At 58.7% G+C, this 13,892-nt stretch carries 12 protein-coding genes; 5 read left to right on the top strand and 7 right to left on the bottom strand.

Going from position 1 to position 13,892, the window contains the following annotated elements; translation table 11 throughout:
* Positions 1-456 precede the first annotated feature (456 nt).
* Positions 457-1,830 carry a tetratricopeptide repeat protein gene (locus J3U88_RS33210; RefSeq protein WP_207863525.1) on the bottom strand — a complete coding sequence of 458 codons (1,374 nt, stop codon included), beginning with the start codon at positions 1,828-1,830 and terminating at the stop codon, positions 457-459.
* Positions 1,831-1,929: 99 nt separating this feature from the next.
* On the opposite strand from J3U88_RS33210, the gene J3U88_RS33205 reads away from it, so the two are divergent.
* Positions 1,930-3,369 (top strand): S41 family peptidase, encoded by a 1,440-nt coding sequence (locus J3U88_RS33205; protein WP_207863524.1) that lies wholly within the window; start codon positions 1,930-1,932, stop codon positions 3,367-3,369.
* A 24-nt stretch (positions 3,370-3,393) separates the two neighbouring features.
* Here the strand turns inward: J3U88_RS33205 and J3U88_RS33200 are convergent, their stop codons facing one another.
* The 5 genes from J3U88_RS33200 to zigA are packed head-to-tail and all read right to left on the bottom strand — an operon-like array spanning position 3,394 to position 8,157.
* A complete protein-coding gene (locus J3U88_RS33200) occupies positions 3,394-3,981 on the bottom strand; it encodes a ZrgA family zinc uptake protein (protein ID WP_207863523.1) in 588 nt (195 codons plus the stop codon).
* 8 nt (positions 3,982-3,989) lie between these two features.
* Positions 3,990-4,886 (bottom strand): MerC family mercury resistance protein, encoded by an 897-nt coding sequence (locus tag J3U88_RS35160; RefSeq protein WP_207863522.1) that lies wholly within the window; start codon positions 4,884-4,886, stop codon positions 3,990-3,992.
* Positions 4,887-4,918: 32 nt separating this feature from the next.
* Positions 4,919-6,145: an ABC transporter permease gene (locus tag J3U88_RS33190; RefSeq protein ID WP_207863521.1), complete on the bottom strand. Its 1,227-nt coding sequence runs from the start codon at positions 6,143-6,145 to the stop codon at positions 4,919-4,921.
* Positions 6,142-6,894 carry an ATP-binding cassette domain-containing protein gene (locus J3U88_RS33185; protein ID WP_207863520.1) on the bottom strand — a complete coding sequence of 251 codons (753 nt, stop codon included), beginning with the start codon at positions 6,892-6,894 and terminating at the stop codon, positions 6,142-6,144. The genes J3U88_RS33190 and J3U88_RS33185 overlap by 4 nt, the downstream gene beginning before the upstream one ends.
* An 18-nt stretch (positions 6,895-6,912) precedes the next feature.
* Complete coding sequence (gene zigA, locus J3U88_RS33180; protein WP_207863519.1) at positions 6,913-8,157, bottom strand: zinc metallochaperone GTPase ZigA; 1,245 nt, start codon at positions 8,155-8,157, stop codon at positions 6,913-6,915.
* A gap of 161 nt (positions 8,158-8,318) precedes the next feature.
* On the opposite strand from zigA, the gene J3U88_RS33175 reads away from it, so the two are divergent.
* The 3 genes from J3U88_RS33175 to J3U88_RS33165 all read left to right on the top strand — a co-directional run bounded on the left by J3U88_RS33175 (position 8,319) and on the right by J3U88_RS33165 (position 10,252).
* Positions 8,319-8,756, top strand: a complete 438-nt coding sequence (locus tag J3U88_RS33175) for a Fur family transcriptional regulator (protein ID WP_207863518.1) — start codon at positions 8,319-8,321, stop codon at positions 8,754-8,756.
* A gap of 144 nt (positions 8,757-8,900) precedes the next feature.
* On the top strand, positions 8,901-10,031 hold the full coding sequence (locus tag J3U88_RS33170) for an NAD(P)/FAD-dependent oxidoreductase (RefSeq protein WP_207863517.1): 1,131 nt from the start codon (positions 8,901-8,903) through the stop codon (positions 10,029-10,031).
* On the top strand, positions 10,025-10,252 hold the full coding sequence (locus J3U88_RS33165; RefSeq protein ID WP_207863516.1) for a hypothetical protein: 228 nt from the start codon (positions 10,025-10,027) through the stop codon (positions 10,250-10,252). The genes J3U88_RS33170 and J3U88_RS33165 overlap by 7 nt, the downstream gene beginning before the upstream one ends.
* Positions 10,253-10,341: 89 nt before the next feature.
* Here J3U88_RS33165 and J3U88_RS33160 read toward each other — a convergent pair whose 3' ends face one another.
* Entirely contained in the window at positions 10,342-12,330 is a 1,989-nt protein-coding gene (locus J3U88_RS33160) for a PPC domain-containing protein (RefSeq protein ID WP_207863515.1), read from the bottom strand.
* A gap of 608 nt (positions 12,331-12,938) precedes the next feature.
* On the opposite strand from J3U88_RS33160, the gene J3U88_RS33155 reads away from it, so the two are divergent.
* On the top strand, positions 12,939-13,805 hold the full coding sequence (locus J3U88_RS33155) for an integrase arm-type DNA-binding domain-containing protein (RefSeq protein WP_207863514.1): 867 nt from the start codon (positions 12,939-12,941) through the stop codon (positions 13,803-13,805).
* Positions 13,806-13,892 lie beyond the last annotated feature (87 nt).

Here is a 13,892-nt window from a genome sequence, read left to right as displayed (position 1 = left end):
CGGGTGGGACGCCGGCGTGGGAACCGGTGGCACGGCAACGCCGTGCAGGATTTCAGCCCAGGGCGCGGACCCGGCGCGAAGCAGACGGGTGCGCACCCTGGGTTAGCATCGATAGTTCGAGGTACGCTGAAGGCGTACAGGAGCCACGCAAACAGGGGAAACGGGGGACAGGCAGGCGAAACGGGTTGGAAATGGGTGACATCGAGATATTGGGTTTGCCGTGTGGCTGTTGCGGCGGCGTCGCCAAGATCGCGCCGCGGCAGGTAAACATAACCTCGAACGGTGCCTATCCCAACAGCATTTTTCTCCTCAAAAGCCTTCCACAAAAAGAAGGTTTTTGAGGAGAAAAATGCCCTCGTTCCAGGCGATATTCCCGCGGCCTTTAGGCCGGAACGCCCTTGCGATCAACAACACGAGAAAAGTAACTGACCGCTTCCCAATCCACGCAACCCCATCCTATTCGATCTCGCCCAATAACGCCGCGCATGCCGGCAAGGTCCCCACGCGTTCGCTTAACTGACGGCACAACTCCGCCGCCTTTTGCGTATCGCCCGCGGCGTGGAGCAGGCGCGCCAAATCGACCGTGGTCGCCTCGTGAAACGGGGTGTGCTCCAGAACGCGGCGGTACCACACCTCGGCGTCTTCCAAACGGCCCGCGGCCGCGTGTTTGTTGCCGATCAAACGGCCGATCTCGGGATACCAAGGACGGATATGCACGGGATCACGATCATAATGTGCCGTCATCCCCGCGTACGCGCGCTCCAGCGAACCAAGTGCTTGCTCCGGTTGACCCTGAATCGTCAACAGCTCGGCTTGGTTGATCAGGGCACCCCAGGCATGAGGATCCAATTCAATCGCGCGCCGGTAGGCGGCGTGGGCCGCCGCGAACTGTCGGCGCGCCGCCAAGACCAAACCCAAGGTGCGATGGGCTTTCGGGTTGCCGCCGTCCAAACGAACCGCGCGTTCCGCCAAAGATTCGGCCCGTTGCAACATGCGCTGCGCTTGGGGGCCGTCCACCCGACCCGTGGCCAGGGCGTTGGTCAGGTCGGGTTCCTCCGCCGCCAATCCATCGAGGGATTCCGGCCAACGAATCACCGTTTGGACCAGGGTATTGGCCAAACCCAAGGTTGCCGCGGCGGAATCGGGATCCTCGGCGATTACCCGTTCGTAAAGCGCCCTTGCCGATTCATTATCGCCACGCGTGAATTGGTAGTAAAAATCGTCGGCGCGCCGCAGCATCGGGTTCTCCGCCGGAATGGGTTTCGGCTTCATCAGCATCAGACCGGCAATCACCGCAAACACCGCGAAAAAGACGACCGCCGTTAGGATGGGAAACACTTGTTTCGCTTGTGTCGCTTGTGTCGCTTGTGTCGCTTGTGTCGCTTGTTCGGCCGGCTCGCGCGCTTCCGGTGGAGAAGTTGCGGGAAGCTCTGACGCGACGGCCGGCACATGAATGATCGAGGGTTCAGGTTCGCGGGGTGGGGTCCGTTCGACCGGCGGCGTGGCTTCCGGCTCGGCAAGCGCCAACAACCGATAGCCGCGTTTCGGCAGGGTTTCGATGAAACGCGGGGCCTGGGCGTCGTCACCCAGCGCTTTGCGCAGCTTTGAAATACAACGCGCCAATGCGCCCGCGCCGACCGCCGTATCCGGCCATACTTGGTCGTGAATCATGTGATGGGACACCACCTCGCCGCGATGCCGCGCCAAAAGCAACAGCACGTCGGCGCTTTTGGGCTCTAACTCGACCAGCGTTTCGCCGCGGCGTAGCCGACCCGCCGCGACGTCGAAGGTCCAGTCGCCGATACGAATGATTTCCCTATCCACCGCCATGCATCACCCCGTCATCATGAAAAATAGAGGTTTCCATCATGACTTTAAACCATTGAGAACGCATAGTAATTACCGAAATAACCGATGAAGGAGCGGGCGATGCGCGCATGTTTGATTGGCATGGTTTTGTGGGTGATTTTGCCGGGGTTTTTGATTGGCGAAGATGCCGATGCTTATTCGCCCGGTGAACTTCAAGCAGATTTTGACGCCCTGTACGAAGGGCTCAAAGCCGCCCACTTCGATCCGTTTGTCCATATCAGCCAAGCCGAGATGGATCGCGCATTCCAAACGCGTCGCGCCGCCCTTAAGAAACCCATGACCGAAAAAGAAGCCCGTGTCTTCTTCCAACAATTCGTGGCCCTGGGCAAGATTGCCCACGCGCGGGTCGACCTTCCCGTTCCCGCCTTCCTGGCCTACCTCGAAGCGGGCGGCGTGTTTTTTCCACTCGATGTGAAGATCGTGAACCAACGAACCTTGATCACCGGCAACGACAGCGGCGTCCCCGAGCTCGCGGCGGGCCAAGCATTGATTGCGATGAACGGCATCACCATGAAGGAATGGTACCGGCGACTCGGCGCCTATTGTTCCGCCGATACCGAAACCATGCTTCACGGCTTTTTCGAAACCCAATTCCCGTTTTTGTTGTGGTTGGAAGTGGGTGAGCAAACCGAATTCAGCGTCACCGTGATCGACAGCGCCGCCAAGAAACAAAGGGTGACGGTGCCCGCGCGAAATCGCGCCTTCATGCAACAACAACGGGCGAAGCGCAAGGGACGTCTGACCTTGGACGACGGCCGTTCGTTCCGTGTCTTGCCCGACGGCATCGGTTACTTGCGGCCCGGTCCTTTTTACAACACCGAAAGCGAGGACCCGTGGGACAACACGTCCTTTGTCCGTTTCATCGACGCCGCTTTTGAAGCGTTGCGCGCCCAGGCCGCGTTAATCATTGATCTGCGCGACAATCCGGGTGGTAGCAACAGTTTTAGCGATCACATGTTGGCATGGTTCGCGGATAAACCCTTTCGTTTTGCTTCCAGCTTCGAGGTCAAGGTGAGCGAGCAGTCCACCGCGGCCAATGCCCAACGGCTCAAGCCCGGTGAAACGGATTCGATTTCAGCGCGCTACGCCAAAGAATACGCCAAACGCAACAACGGCGAGGTGTTCCCCTTTGAGATAAAAGAAACCGCGCCTCGCAAGGGGAACCGGTTCACCAAACCCGTGTACCTGTTGGTGAACCGTCATTCCTACTCAAACGCGGTTGTGGTGGCGGCCATGGTGCAGGATTACGGGTTCGGCACCGTGCTCGGCGAAGAAACCAACGATCTCGCCACCACCTACGGTGCCATGGAACGGTTTACCCTGCCCAACACCGGGATTTCGGTGGGTTACCCCAAAGCCCATATCGTCCGGCCCAATGGAGATCGCACCGTGCGGGGTGTGGTGCCGGACATCGCCCTCGCAACGCCGCTAATCGAAGGCGAGGACGACCCGGTTTTGACCAAGGCGGTCGAACAGGTAAAGGCCCATTTAAAACAATGATTCACCAACGCTGGGTTAGCCGAGCTAAAGCCGGATGACGGTCCCGCTTTTGTGCAAGTCCAACCTTTCTTGGCGGTCGGGGGTCAGCAACACCACGGTGATTTGGTGAATGTCCGGCAAAACCTCGCGCCAGTTGACCGTCAACTGTTGGTCCCTCAACGTGGAACCGCACTGAAGGGTCCAGTGAACCATGACGTTGTGGTGATCCGTTTCATGGGTTTTCGAATGCCCGCCGCGATCATGCCGCGCGTGCGCATGCCCATGGTCGTGATGCGGGTGGGCCTGTTCCTCGACCTCGCCGAGCACGGTGACGGCACAGCCCGCTTTGCGATGGAGCACCAGCATGCTTGCAAGGGCCGCCTTCAGTTTGTTTAGGCCGGCTTCTTTGCGGGCTACTTCCAACGGGTTACGCGCCGCGTGTTCGAACCCGTATACCGACCCCGCGGGGACGATTAGTTCGGCGACAATTTGGTGGTCCTCGCCGACCACCAGGTTGAGCTCGGCCTTGCCGTGGGTGTGGGCCGCGTGTTGGGCGGCACACGGCGGTGCGGCCAACAGGAAGAGGATCGGCAGGGTGGCTTTTCTCAGACAAAAAACAGATCGATTAAACATAACGCCTCTCAATGGTAACTTTCGCTCGCCAGCCCTTCCATTTGGAAACCTGCCGATCCAAAGGGGCTGTCGACTTCTTGAACGTGGAGTTTCCCCGTGACCCAAATTGGTTCCCAGGCCCAGGGATCAATGCGTGCCTCCGCATGTTGCATTTTTACGAAAATAACCTGATTCATCGGCGGGGTAGGTCCGTGAATACAGGCGCCCGCGTGGGGCGTGAGCAGAAAAATTTCGCCGACCTCGTCAAGGGGCACCACAAAACCGGGAACGCGAACCCTTTGGGCGAGGGCCTGTTTCAGCTCGGGGCCGATGGTCCCGGACCGCGTGTCCAACTGGGCGAGGACCGACCAATCGATGGTGCCCTCGGCGGCCGGCGGTCCGTTTCCCGTGGGGAGGAAGCGGCAAGCCGTCGGGGGTTGCAGGACCGTGGTGAGAAGAACCGCCGCGGTCAGGAGCGCGGCCCAGGTACGTGGGCCATGCCTTGGCTTCTCGCGGGTTTCCCCGCGGGCGTGTTTGGCGTGAATCAGTTGCAGGCCGTGGCCCGCGGCCAGGCTCAAGCCACCCGCGCAGGACAAAAATTCACCGATGAGGGTTTTGATTCCCCACCAATTCGCGGTGATCACGGCGACCAAACCGCCGATCATCAGCGCCGCGGGTAGGGGACCGTAGCAACGTCGTGGTCCGAACAGGCTGAGGGCCACCAAACCCATGGCGAACCCGATCATCAACCAGTGTAGGGCCGGGTTGACCAGGAGGCTGACGGCCGAAAAACTGAGCAGCGCCGATCCCAGCATCAACACAAAACAATGAACCGCGCACAGGCCGGCTAGGAGCGCGCCGATGCGGTCAACCCAGGGGAAGGTTTGGGGAGGGTCCGTTTGCGGCGGATCGAAGGAGTGGTTCACGATAGCATCCTCCACGTTTTGGGTAGCCGGTGTTAAAGACCGACGCTGAGGCCGTCGGCGAGGGTATTGCGGTAAGCATGAACGGCGGGGACCAAACCCATCAGCATGCCCGCCGCCCACACCAGCGCGAGATAACCCCACTCAAGCGCGGAGGGAGGGCGAATCGGTAACACCAAGCCGAATGCATGTTCGAGCAGCGGTTGCGCCGAAACCAGCAGGCCGTAGTTGAGGCAAAGTCCCACGAGAAGGCCCAGCAGGGTCAGCGTGGTTGCTTCGAGGAGGAGCAGTTGCACCACGGTGACCGGTCCCGCGCCCACCGCGCGCAACACGGCCATTTCCCGACGCCGTTCCTGCAGGGTGGCCAAAAGCGAGACCAGCATGCCGGTCAGTCCCACCAGAACAACCATCGCGGCGATGGCTTTTAGCGCCGCGTCCGTTTGGTTGATCCCGCGCCACAGGGCGGACAGGGCCACGCCGGGAATGATTGCTTGCAGCGGTTCGCCGCGGTCGGTGTTGATTTCCCGCTGCAGGCGCATGGTATCGATGCGTGAATGCAAACCAAGAAAAAATGCGGTCAGGGAGGATGCCGGGGAAGCGCCCTGTTCCTCGGCGCGAGGGGGTTCGCCGCCGTGGATCGCCTCCATACCGGTCAGGGTGATCAGCACCGTTTGGTCGATGGGTGTGGCGGTGCGCTCGAGAATGCCGGTCACGGTGAAGGGGTGATCACCGTGGTCGGAGAGGCCGACCGGGGCCGATAATCCGTGAGATAAGATGATGCGTTTGCCGACATGGTAACCCAGCGTTTCCGCCACTTTATGACCCACCACCGCTTCAAAAGTTCCGGCCGGCGCCTGGCCGGAAGCGAATCGGAGGGGTTGGTTTTGGTGATGGCGGATGTGTTCGAAGTAACTTTGATCGGTGGCAACCACGCGGAACCCGCGATGGCTGTCGCCGAGCGAAAAAGGCACCGCCCAGGCAACCGCGCGATGGTCGCGGTAACGGGCGAAGGTGGCGTAATCGATGTTGTCCGGGGTGGTGCCGATCCCAAAAACGGTAAAAAGTACCAGTTGCAGATCGCCCACGCGGGTGCCGACAATGAGATCGGTCCCGTTAATTGTATTGGAAAAACTATCGCGCAGGCCGGTGCGCACTTGCTCCACCGCCAGGAGCAACGCCACCGATAAGGCGATGGACAGGGCCGTGAGCAGGCTCGCGGTGAGGCGGTCCCGCAGCGAGGCGGTTGCGAGGCGTAGGATCACGGGTCACCCGCCTGGTTGAGCACGGAAAGGTCGACCGCGCGGTCGAAGCGCTTGGCCAGGTGTCGGTCGTGGCTCACAAAAATCAGCGTCGAACCAACCGTCGCGCATTGTTGAAACAAGAGGTCGAGGAACTCGCGGCGGTTGGTTTCGTCCAAGGCGGAGGTCGGTTCGTCCGCGATGATCAGTTCCGGGCCGCCGATCAACGCCCTGGCCGCGGCGACCCGCTGCTGTTGGCCCACGCTTAAGCGGCTGCCGCGTTGGTGGTGCAGTTGCTTGAGGCCCAAGGCATCGGCAAGGGCGACCGCTTCTGCTTTTGTGGCCGCGGCACCTTTGGCCGTTCGATGGTTGCTGACCAAGGTGGGCAGCAGGATGTTGTCCAAAACCGAAAGGTACGGCAGCAAGTTGAACATTTGGAAGATGTAGCCGATGTGCGCGGCCCGAAACGCGTCCCTTGCCGCGCGGCCCATCGTGCCCAAATCTCGGCCGAGGATTTCCACCCTGCCGTGGTCTGCCTCGAGCACGCCCGCCAATAGCCCGAGCAGGGGGGTTTTGCCGCACCCGCTTGGGCCGTACACAAACAAACGTTCCCCCGCCGCGACGGTGAGGGAAGGGATGTTCAGCGTGGGTGCGGCGGGGTTCCGGTCTTGACCGGGATAGGAAAAAACCAGTTGGTCGACGGCAACGACCGCATCGGTGTTCGTACGGGTGACCCGTGTCCGAGCCGCCTGGCTGGTGGCGAGGGAAGCCATGGGATCGCTCCTTGAAGGTTAAGCGGGTGCCCCGGCCGGTTCCAGCTTGGGAAATGGATTGGGCAGCGCGGCCCAGGCCTTGCTGTCGGCAAGGGCCAGTTTCGGCTCCAGCAGACAAGCGTCGAGGTCGGTGCGCATTTTTTGCTCGTCCAGGTTTTGGCCGATGATAACGATTTGTTGATTGCGATCCCCGTAGCGCGGATCCCAGCCAGGTTGCTTGTCCGGGCCTTGTCCCTCGGGAAAGACCCAACGCTCACGCGGGACCGCCGCCCACCACATGCCGGCCGGACTCACGCTGCGCACGCCGCCCGCCTGCGCCCATTCGTAGGCGACGCGGTGATCGGCCGCCACCCAGAAAAAGCCCTTGGAGCGCAAAACACCGCGCCAATTCTTTTGGTCCTGAATGAAGGCAAATAGCTTTTCCGCGTCGAAAGGGTGCGATGTCTCGTAGGTAAAACTCGCGATGCCGTAGGCTTCGGTTTCGGGCGTGTGCTCGCCTTGCAGTTCGCGGATCCAGCCCGCGGAACTTTCGGCTTTTTCATAATCAAACAAACCGGTGTCGAGCACTTTTCCCAATGGAACTTGGCCGCGCGTCGTTTTGATGAGTTCCGCGCCGGGGTTGAGCGCTTTGACAATGGCTTCCACTTCCTCGGCTTCTTTTTCGCTCACCAAATCGATTTTGTTCAGCAGAATGACGTCGGCGAATTCAATTTGATCGATGAGCAGGTTGGTGACCGTGCGGTGGTCTTCCTCGCTCAACGCCTCACCGATGTCGTGCAGCGCCTCGGCTTTGTTGTAATCGCGCAAAAAGCTCGCCGTATCCACCACGGTTACCATCGTGTCCAGGCGCGAAACACCGCTGAGGCTGACGCCGTCTTCGTCTTCAAAGGTAAAGGTTTGGGCGACGGGGATGGGTTCGGAGATCCCCGTTGATTCGATCAGCAAATAATCGAAGCGGCCTTCCTGGGCGAGACGCGAAACCTCGGCGAGCAAATCGTCGCGCAAAGTGCAGCAAATACAGCCGTTGGACATTTCGACGAGTTTCTCCTCGGTGCGACTGAGTTCGGCACCGCCGCGTTCAACCAGAGCCGCGTCGATGTTGACCTCGCTCATGTCGTTCACAATCACCGCGACCCGGCGGCCTTCCCGGTTGTTGAGAATCTGGTTGAGGAGGGTGGTTTTCCCCGCCCCGAGGAAACCCGACAGGACCGTAACGGGCAGGCGCGTGGGGGGCGTGTCGGGTGTGTGGTGGTTCGTCGTCATGTTGTTCCTCGTCGGTTTTTAAAAATTCGGCGCCGTGGGGTGGCGCGCAAGCAAAGTGCACTTGCAAGTAGATTGCAAAAGGAGTCTACATTCAAGTGGCTTGCAAGTGCAAGGGCTTTCTCCTAAACTGCAAACGGCGATGTTTTTCCCCGGAGTTCTTCATGAGGATCACCAAAAACCAAGCCCGCAAGCTCCTTCAGGAGTGCGCGCTGCGCGTTACCGCCCCGCGTTTGGCGGTCGTGCGTGTGCTGGCGGAAGCGCGAGACCCGCTTTCTCACACCGAGATGCTCGACCGTTTGGGCGATACCGACTGGGATCCCGCAACCGTTTACCGAAACTTGATTAAACTGCGCGACGCCGGCCTCGCCGAGGTGGTAAGCCGGGTGGACGGCATCGACCGTTACGCCTTGGCCAGGGAAGAGAACAACCACAAACACCCGCATTTTGTATGTGTGCATTGCGGGCGGGTGGCCTGCCTACCCGAGGAAATTACCGTGGCCGCCGTCGCGGAAGGTCCCTGGGCCGCTTCCGTTGCAAAAGCCATGGTTCAATTGCGCGGCGAATGCCCGGACTGTCTCCAGCCCGCCGGCCAAGCCTGACCGCCGACACGGCTCACGCGGGGGTCGGCCTCTCCAACCTCAAGGTCCTTTCAAGAAATGCCTTGTATGTGCAAGGAACTTGCGTTTAATATTTTTTTGCAAGCAGCTTGCAGAATATGGGTGCCGGAACGGCCCGGAGGCTGGATGATGGAAGCCGAGAAGCGTCAAAAAGAATATGATGTGGTGGTTGTCGGTGGCGGTGCGGCCGGCGTGGGTGTCGGCGTGGCACTTGCCAACGCGGGCATTTGGGATTTCGTGATCCTCGAACGTCATGTGGTGGGTGGCTCCTTTGCCCTTTGGCCCGCGGAGACACGTTTCATTACCCCCTCGTTTCCGACCAACACCATCGGCATGCTCGACTTGAACGCGGTTGCTCTCGGCACGTCCCCCGCCTTTTCTCTCGCCGTTGAACACCCCACGGGGCTTGCTTACGCCGCTTACCTGGGTGCCGTTGCGCGCCACTATGCGCTTCCGATACAAGAGAACACCCTCGTCATGCGGGTCACCAAGTTTGGCGACGATTTTTTGGTGGACACCGCCGACGCGACGATTCGCGCCAAACATGTCATTTGGGCGGCGGGCGAATTTCAATACCCACGGCTCGGTGGGTTCGAGGGTGCCGAACTCTGTCGCCACACCGCGACCATTCCCAGCTATGAGAACCTGGACGGCGACGATTTTGTCATCGTGGGTGGTTATGAAAGCGGTGTTGACGCGGCCTACCACCTTGCCAACCGGGGCAAGCAAGTGCGTTTGATTGATTCCGGGTTCCCTTGGGAAAATCGCAATTCCGATCCAAGCATTGCGCTGTCCACGTACTCCTTCGAACGCATGAATGAGGACATTTTTGTGGAGCACGTGCGCTTGTCCCCCCATTCAGAAGTAACCTCGGTGACGCGAGTAAATGGTGTTTTTGAAGTGGCAACCCTCAAAGGGGATACCTTTAAAACCCCGGTGCAACCCCTGTTGGCAACGGGCTTCACGGGAAGTCACAAGCTGGTCGCCCACATGTTTGAATCGCGTGAGGACGGTTTTCCTTTCTTGAGCGAAGACGATGAATCGACGATCGTGCCCGGTTTGTTTTTGTGTGGTCCCGCGGTGCGCCACGACAAGCACATCTTCTGCTTTATCTACAAATTCCGCCAACGCTTTGCTGTGGTCGCCAAGGCCGTCGCCACGTCCCTGGGGTTGCCGGCGGAAGGTTTGGAAGTTTACCGCCAGTGGGGCATGTACCTCGACGACCTCTCTCTCTGTGGGGAAGAATGTTTATGTTAGAAGGAAACGCTAAAGAAGCAGTGGGAGCCCGGCCGGTATCGTCCGCGGTCGCCAAAATGTTGCGGGTCGAGTGGCTCGGTCAAACCACCGCCTGCATTTGTTGGATCGGCAGCGTTTTTGCCTACGGGGTCAGTTCCAGCGGCGATTGGTTACAGTTATGCGCGGCGACGGCCTGGCTGGTAGCCAATATCGCGGCCGTGACAACCGACAAAGCCGTGTGAGCGTGTATCGAAAAAAACGGACCGCGCACGCGGTTCATAGCGCGGTCCGCTGTTAGGGTTGCATCATTATATAAATGATACCCTGTGCCTTAGTCCCAGGTCACGGTCAGGTTGAGGTCTTGGAAGGCGTTGTAGCCGTTGACCATGATGTGGTAGGTCCCACTGTTGGGGTTGGGCACGTCGACGACCTCGTAGTTGTTGCCGTTGAAGCCGCGGTGGTCCCAGCTACCTTGGGTGGGAATGCGGCCGTGGGCAATAAACAAATCGGCGTCACCACTGCCGCCATAGGTGTGGAAGCGCAAGTTGGTCGCCCCGGCGGGCACGTTCACTTGGAAATACAACTTCTCATTGGTTCCGCGACTCAGGTTGGTGACCACTTGGCCGTTGGACAGCGTGCTGGAGCCGCCGCCCGCGGGTTCATTCCAAGAAACGGTCAGGTAGGTGTTCCCATACTGCTGCATGCCGTAAACCATGATGTACCAGGTTCCCGCGGTGGGATTGGGCAGTTCGACCAGGTCCCAGTTGTTGCTGGAACCGGAGCGGAAATCGTAGTTGGAAGGGGTGGCCAATGCACCGTATTTGAGGTGCAGATCCGCGTTGCCGCTACCGCCGCTGGTGGTAACCCGCAGGTTGGTCGCGCCGGCCGGGATTTGCAGGGAAAAGTTGTTGCGGCTGTTGGTGATACCGGCAATGCCGAGCTGGCTGTTGTTGGTCACGGGTTGGACGGGTGAACTCAAGATGGTGTCCCAGTCGGCAACCAGGGTCACGCCGTCAAAAGGCGCGGAGGACTTGAGCGTGATGTACCAAGTACCCGCGGCGGGATCGGCGATGCTGACCGCCTCGCGGTTGTCGGCGCCGGTGCTGCTGTAGTCCCAGGTCGTGGTCGGCGCCGCGCCTCTGCGAACGTAGAGGTCGACGTTGCCGGTACCGTTGGCGGTGTCGATGTTCAGGTTGGCCACATTGGCGGGGAGCTCGATTTTGAAGTCGCGGGTTTGGTCGTAGTAAGCTGACAGGTTGCTGACCGTTTGGTCTTTGCTCAGGGTGACGGTTGCCTTTTCGCGGTAAAGGTTTTTAATCAGCTCGCGCTTTTCCGCGACTAGGTAGTTTTGTGGCGCCCCACCCAGATTACCCCAGGCTTCCATGTAGTGGGTCTGTAGGTGGTACATCACCACCCCGTCCGTCAGGTTCAGGGCCAGATCGGTGAGGCTGTTCAGGTAATGAAGCGAGGTGTTCAGTGCCGCCGGTTGACCGTTGGCCGTGTAGCCGTAGCCGGTAGCATAAGGCATGGTGTAGATCGGGGTGCTCGCGTGCAGGTTGGCCCGGATGTTTTGGATTTGTTGTGAAAAGTTGCTGAGTCGGTCGTCGCGATGGGCGGTCCACTTGCCGTCGGTATCAATGATGACCGGGAAAATCACCCCGTCAAAAATATAACGGTTCGAATGGGACAATTTGTAGCTGTTGAGCACATTCGCATCAAGCAGCAACGTGTCGTTGTAGCCGACCGCGGCCATGCCGTGGGGTGGTTTGTAATAGGCGGTAACCAACAAGCGCAAGCCGTTGAGGTTGTTGCGAATGGTGGTCAAACCGGCAGGGCCGTATTGGTCGGGGTGCTCGTGGGCGGCTTTGTCGAAATCGTCAATTGCCATCCCTTTTAGATTGGGGTGGTAAGGGGCGATGTTTGCCAGTTGGCTTGCCCATGCCGCGGTTTGCGAGCCATAGGGCTGCAGGTAAGTATTGGGTGGCAGGTAGGCGTAGATGTCGATGTCCCGCCGTGCCATCTCCACCAAAAAATCTTCGAATTCGACCCAGTGGGACGCTGAGTTCCCGCTAAAGCGGTAGAAGTAGGTATTGGAATTGCTTTCCGTAATCGCATCGATCAGGTAATTCAGATTCAGGCCGGTGGTATCGCCCTGATAGGAACAGCAATTCCAGTTCACATCGACGTGACCTTGGCCGCCGACGTTGCTGCCGTTGCCGTAATAAGCGCCTGCATAGGTGCCCAGCATTTTTTGCGCGGAAAGCGGATTCATCGCCGCGCAGAGGAATAAACTCAAAATCAAAGTAAGCCATTTTTTCATGATGGTCCTTCGCCATGGGGAGAATGTGCAGCGGCGGACCTGCCGGCGTCGCCCGTCGCTACCGGAGTAATACCCATGCGCGAAAGAAATCCGCCGAAAAAAGAAAAAAACGGTTGGCGGTGCTTTGGGGGATTTCGTCGGTACGCCCGGAAAAAACGGGCCTGCCGTGATGCGGCGGCGGTTTTCGGGGTCCTCGAACATGTTTGGTGCTGATTGAGAACCCGGACGGCAGCGCCCGGTTGAAAACCTACGATCATTCGGAGGGCTGTGGGGAACAGGCAGGTTCAAGGTGGTGGGGGACAGGCAGGGTGGTGGGGGACAGGCAGGTGCAAAGGGTGGTGGGGGACAGGCAGGTGCAAGGTGCCGGCTCCAGTTGGGATGATCCGGCGCTCCTTCAGAGTACCAACCGGGGATTCGAGTCGTCACTCATACCTGCACCCTGATTCTAATAAGTCCTTAATTTACATGTGTTTGTGTATTGTGAAGGCCATGGCTGGTGGCTGTTTGCACTTTTCCAAACTTCCGGTTTAGATTGGATTTGTCGGCAAATTGTCGCCGAGAGAAAAGCGCTTTTCTCCTTCTTACAGCCGAATTCGAAGGAGAACCCCATGGCAAAAACTGTTCGATTCAATAAAACCCTTCTCACTGGCCTGGTCCGCGATCAGCAATCAGGTACCATTAAAGACCGCGAGGTTGCCGGACTCAAATTCACCGTTGGCAAGAAACGCTCGTGCTTCGTTTTTGAAAAACGGATCTCCGGGAGAAAAAGCTCTCCGATCAAGATCACGATTGGAGCCTTTCCAGCCGTCTCTATCGATGAAGCCCGACGCTTGGCGCGGTCCTATGCGAATTTATGCGAACAAGGTCTCGACCCCAGAGAAGAACAACCCAAAAAGCGGGCTCGCCCTGAGGAGCAATCCGTTCCGCTTCGCGCCGCAGTAGAAAAGTTTTTCGAAATCAAGGAAGGCCTAAGCCCTCGCACATTGCGTGGATACCGCCATGAAGTGAACCATCACTTCCCCGCAGAATGGATGGAACTCGACATTAGGTCGGTCACCCCTGAAATGTTGGTCGAACAGTTCAATGAGGTGAGAAAAACCGCACGGGATCGCTGCTTTACTTTTCTGAAGGTCTTTAGCAATGTGTGGAACACCTGTTCTCCTTACTTCAAAGGGCCGGATGGGGAATGGCTGCTTCAAACCAATCCCATTCCTCATGCGCGGCGGATGCTCAAGTACGTAAAGCCTGACCAGCGTCGACGGCAGTTTATCCCCGCTTCCAGTCTTGGTAAGTTTGTTGTCACGGTAGAAAACTGGGTACAAAACAAGATTCCTCGGCAAAAAACAACGGACTTATCCCAACGCTTCTGCAATCTCGTTTTGCTTTGCCTTTTTACGGGAATGAGGGGTATCGAAGCTCGAAGCTTGAGGTGGGATGGTAACGCTAAGCTAAAAGGGACCCACCAAAAGGGGTAACGACAAACGAAAAGGGACCCACGCTAACCGAAAATCTGCTTTCTTTGGCATATCGGAAAAAAGCTGAAGGAGGCAGATCTGGAGTGA

It is taken from the genome of Acanthopleuribacter pedis, from assembly GCF_017377855.1.
Lineage (GTDB): Bacteria > Acidobacteriota > Holophagae > Acanthopleuribacterales > Acanthopleuribacteraceae > Acanthopleuribacter > Acanthopleuribacter pedis.
This window is presented reverse-complemented; position numbering and strand designations above follow the sequence as displayed.

Excerpts from the sequence above, each read along its gene's own strand:
- J3U88_RS33210 (WP_207863525.1), bottom strand. The coding sequence starts at position 1,830 with ATGGCGGTGGATAGGGAAATCATTCGTATCGGCGACTGGACCTTCGAC.
- J3U88_RS33165 (WP_207863516.1), top strand. The coding sequence starts at position 10,025 with ATGTTAGAAGGAAACGCTAAAGAAGCAGTGGGAGCCCGGCCGGTATCG.
- J3U88_RS33200 (WP_207863523.1), bottom strand. The coding sequence starts at position 3,981 with ATGTTTAATCGATCTGTTTTTTGTCTGAGAAAAGCCACCCTGCCGATC.
- zigA (WP_207863519.1), bottom strand. The coding sequence starts at position 8,157 with ATGACGACGAACCACCACACACCCGACACGCCCCCCACGCGCCTGCCC.
- J3U88_RS33205 (WP_207863524.1), top strand. The coding sequence starts at position 1,930 with ATGCGCGCATGTTTGATTGGCATGGTTTTGTGGGTGATTTTGCCGGGG.
- J3U88_RS33185 (WP_207863520.1), bottom strand. The coding sequence starts at position 6,894 with ATGGCTTCCCTCGCCACCAGCCAGGCGGCTCGGACACGGGTCACCCGT.
- J3U88_RS33160 (WP_207863515.1), bottom strand. The coding sequence starts at position 12,330 with ATGAAAAAATGGCTTACTTTGATTTTGAGTTTATTCCTCTGCGCGGCG.
- J3U88_RS33170 (WP_207863517.1), top strand. The coding sequence starts at position 8,901 with ATGATGGAAGCCGAGAAGCGTCAAAAAGAATATGATGTGGTGGTTGTC.
- J3U88_RS33155 (WP_207863514.1), top strand. The coding sequence starts at position 12,939 with ATGGCAAAAACTGTTCGATTCAATAAAACCCTTCTCACTGGCCTGGTC.
- J3U88_RS33175 (WP_207863518.1), top strand. The coding sequence starts at position 8,319 with ATGAGGATCACCAAAAACCAAGCCCGCAAGCTCCTTCAGGAGTGCGCG.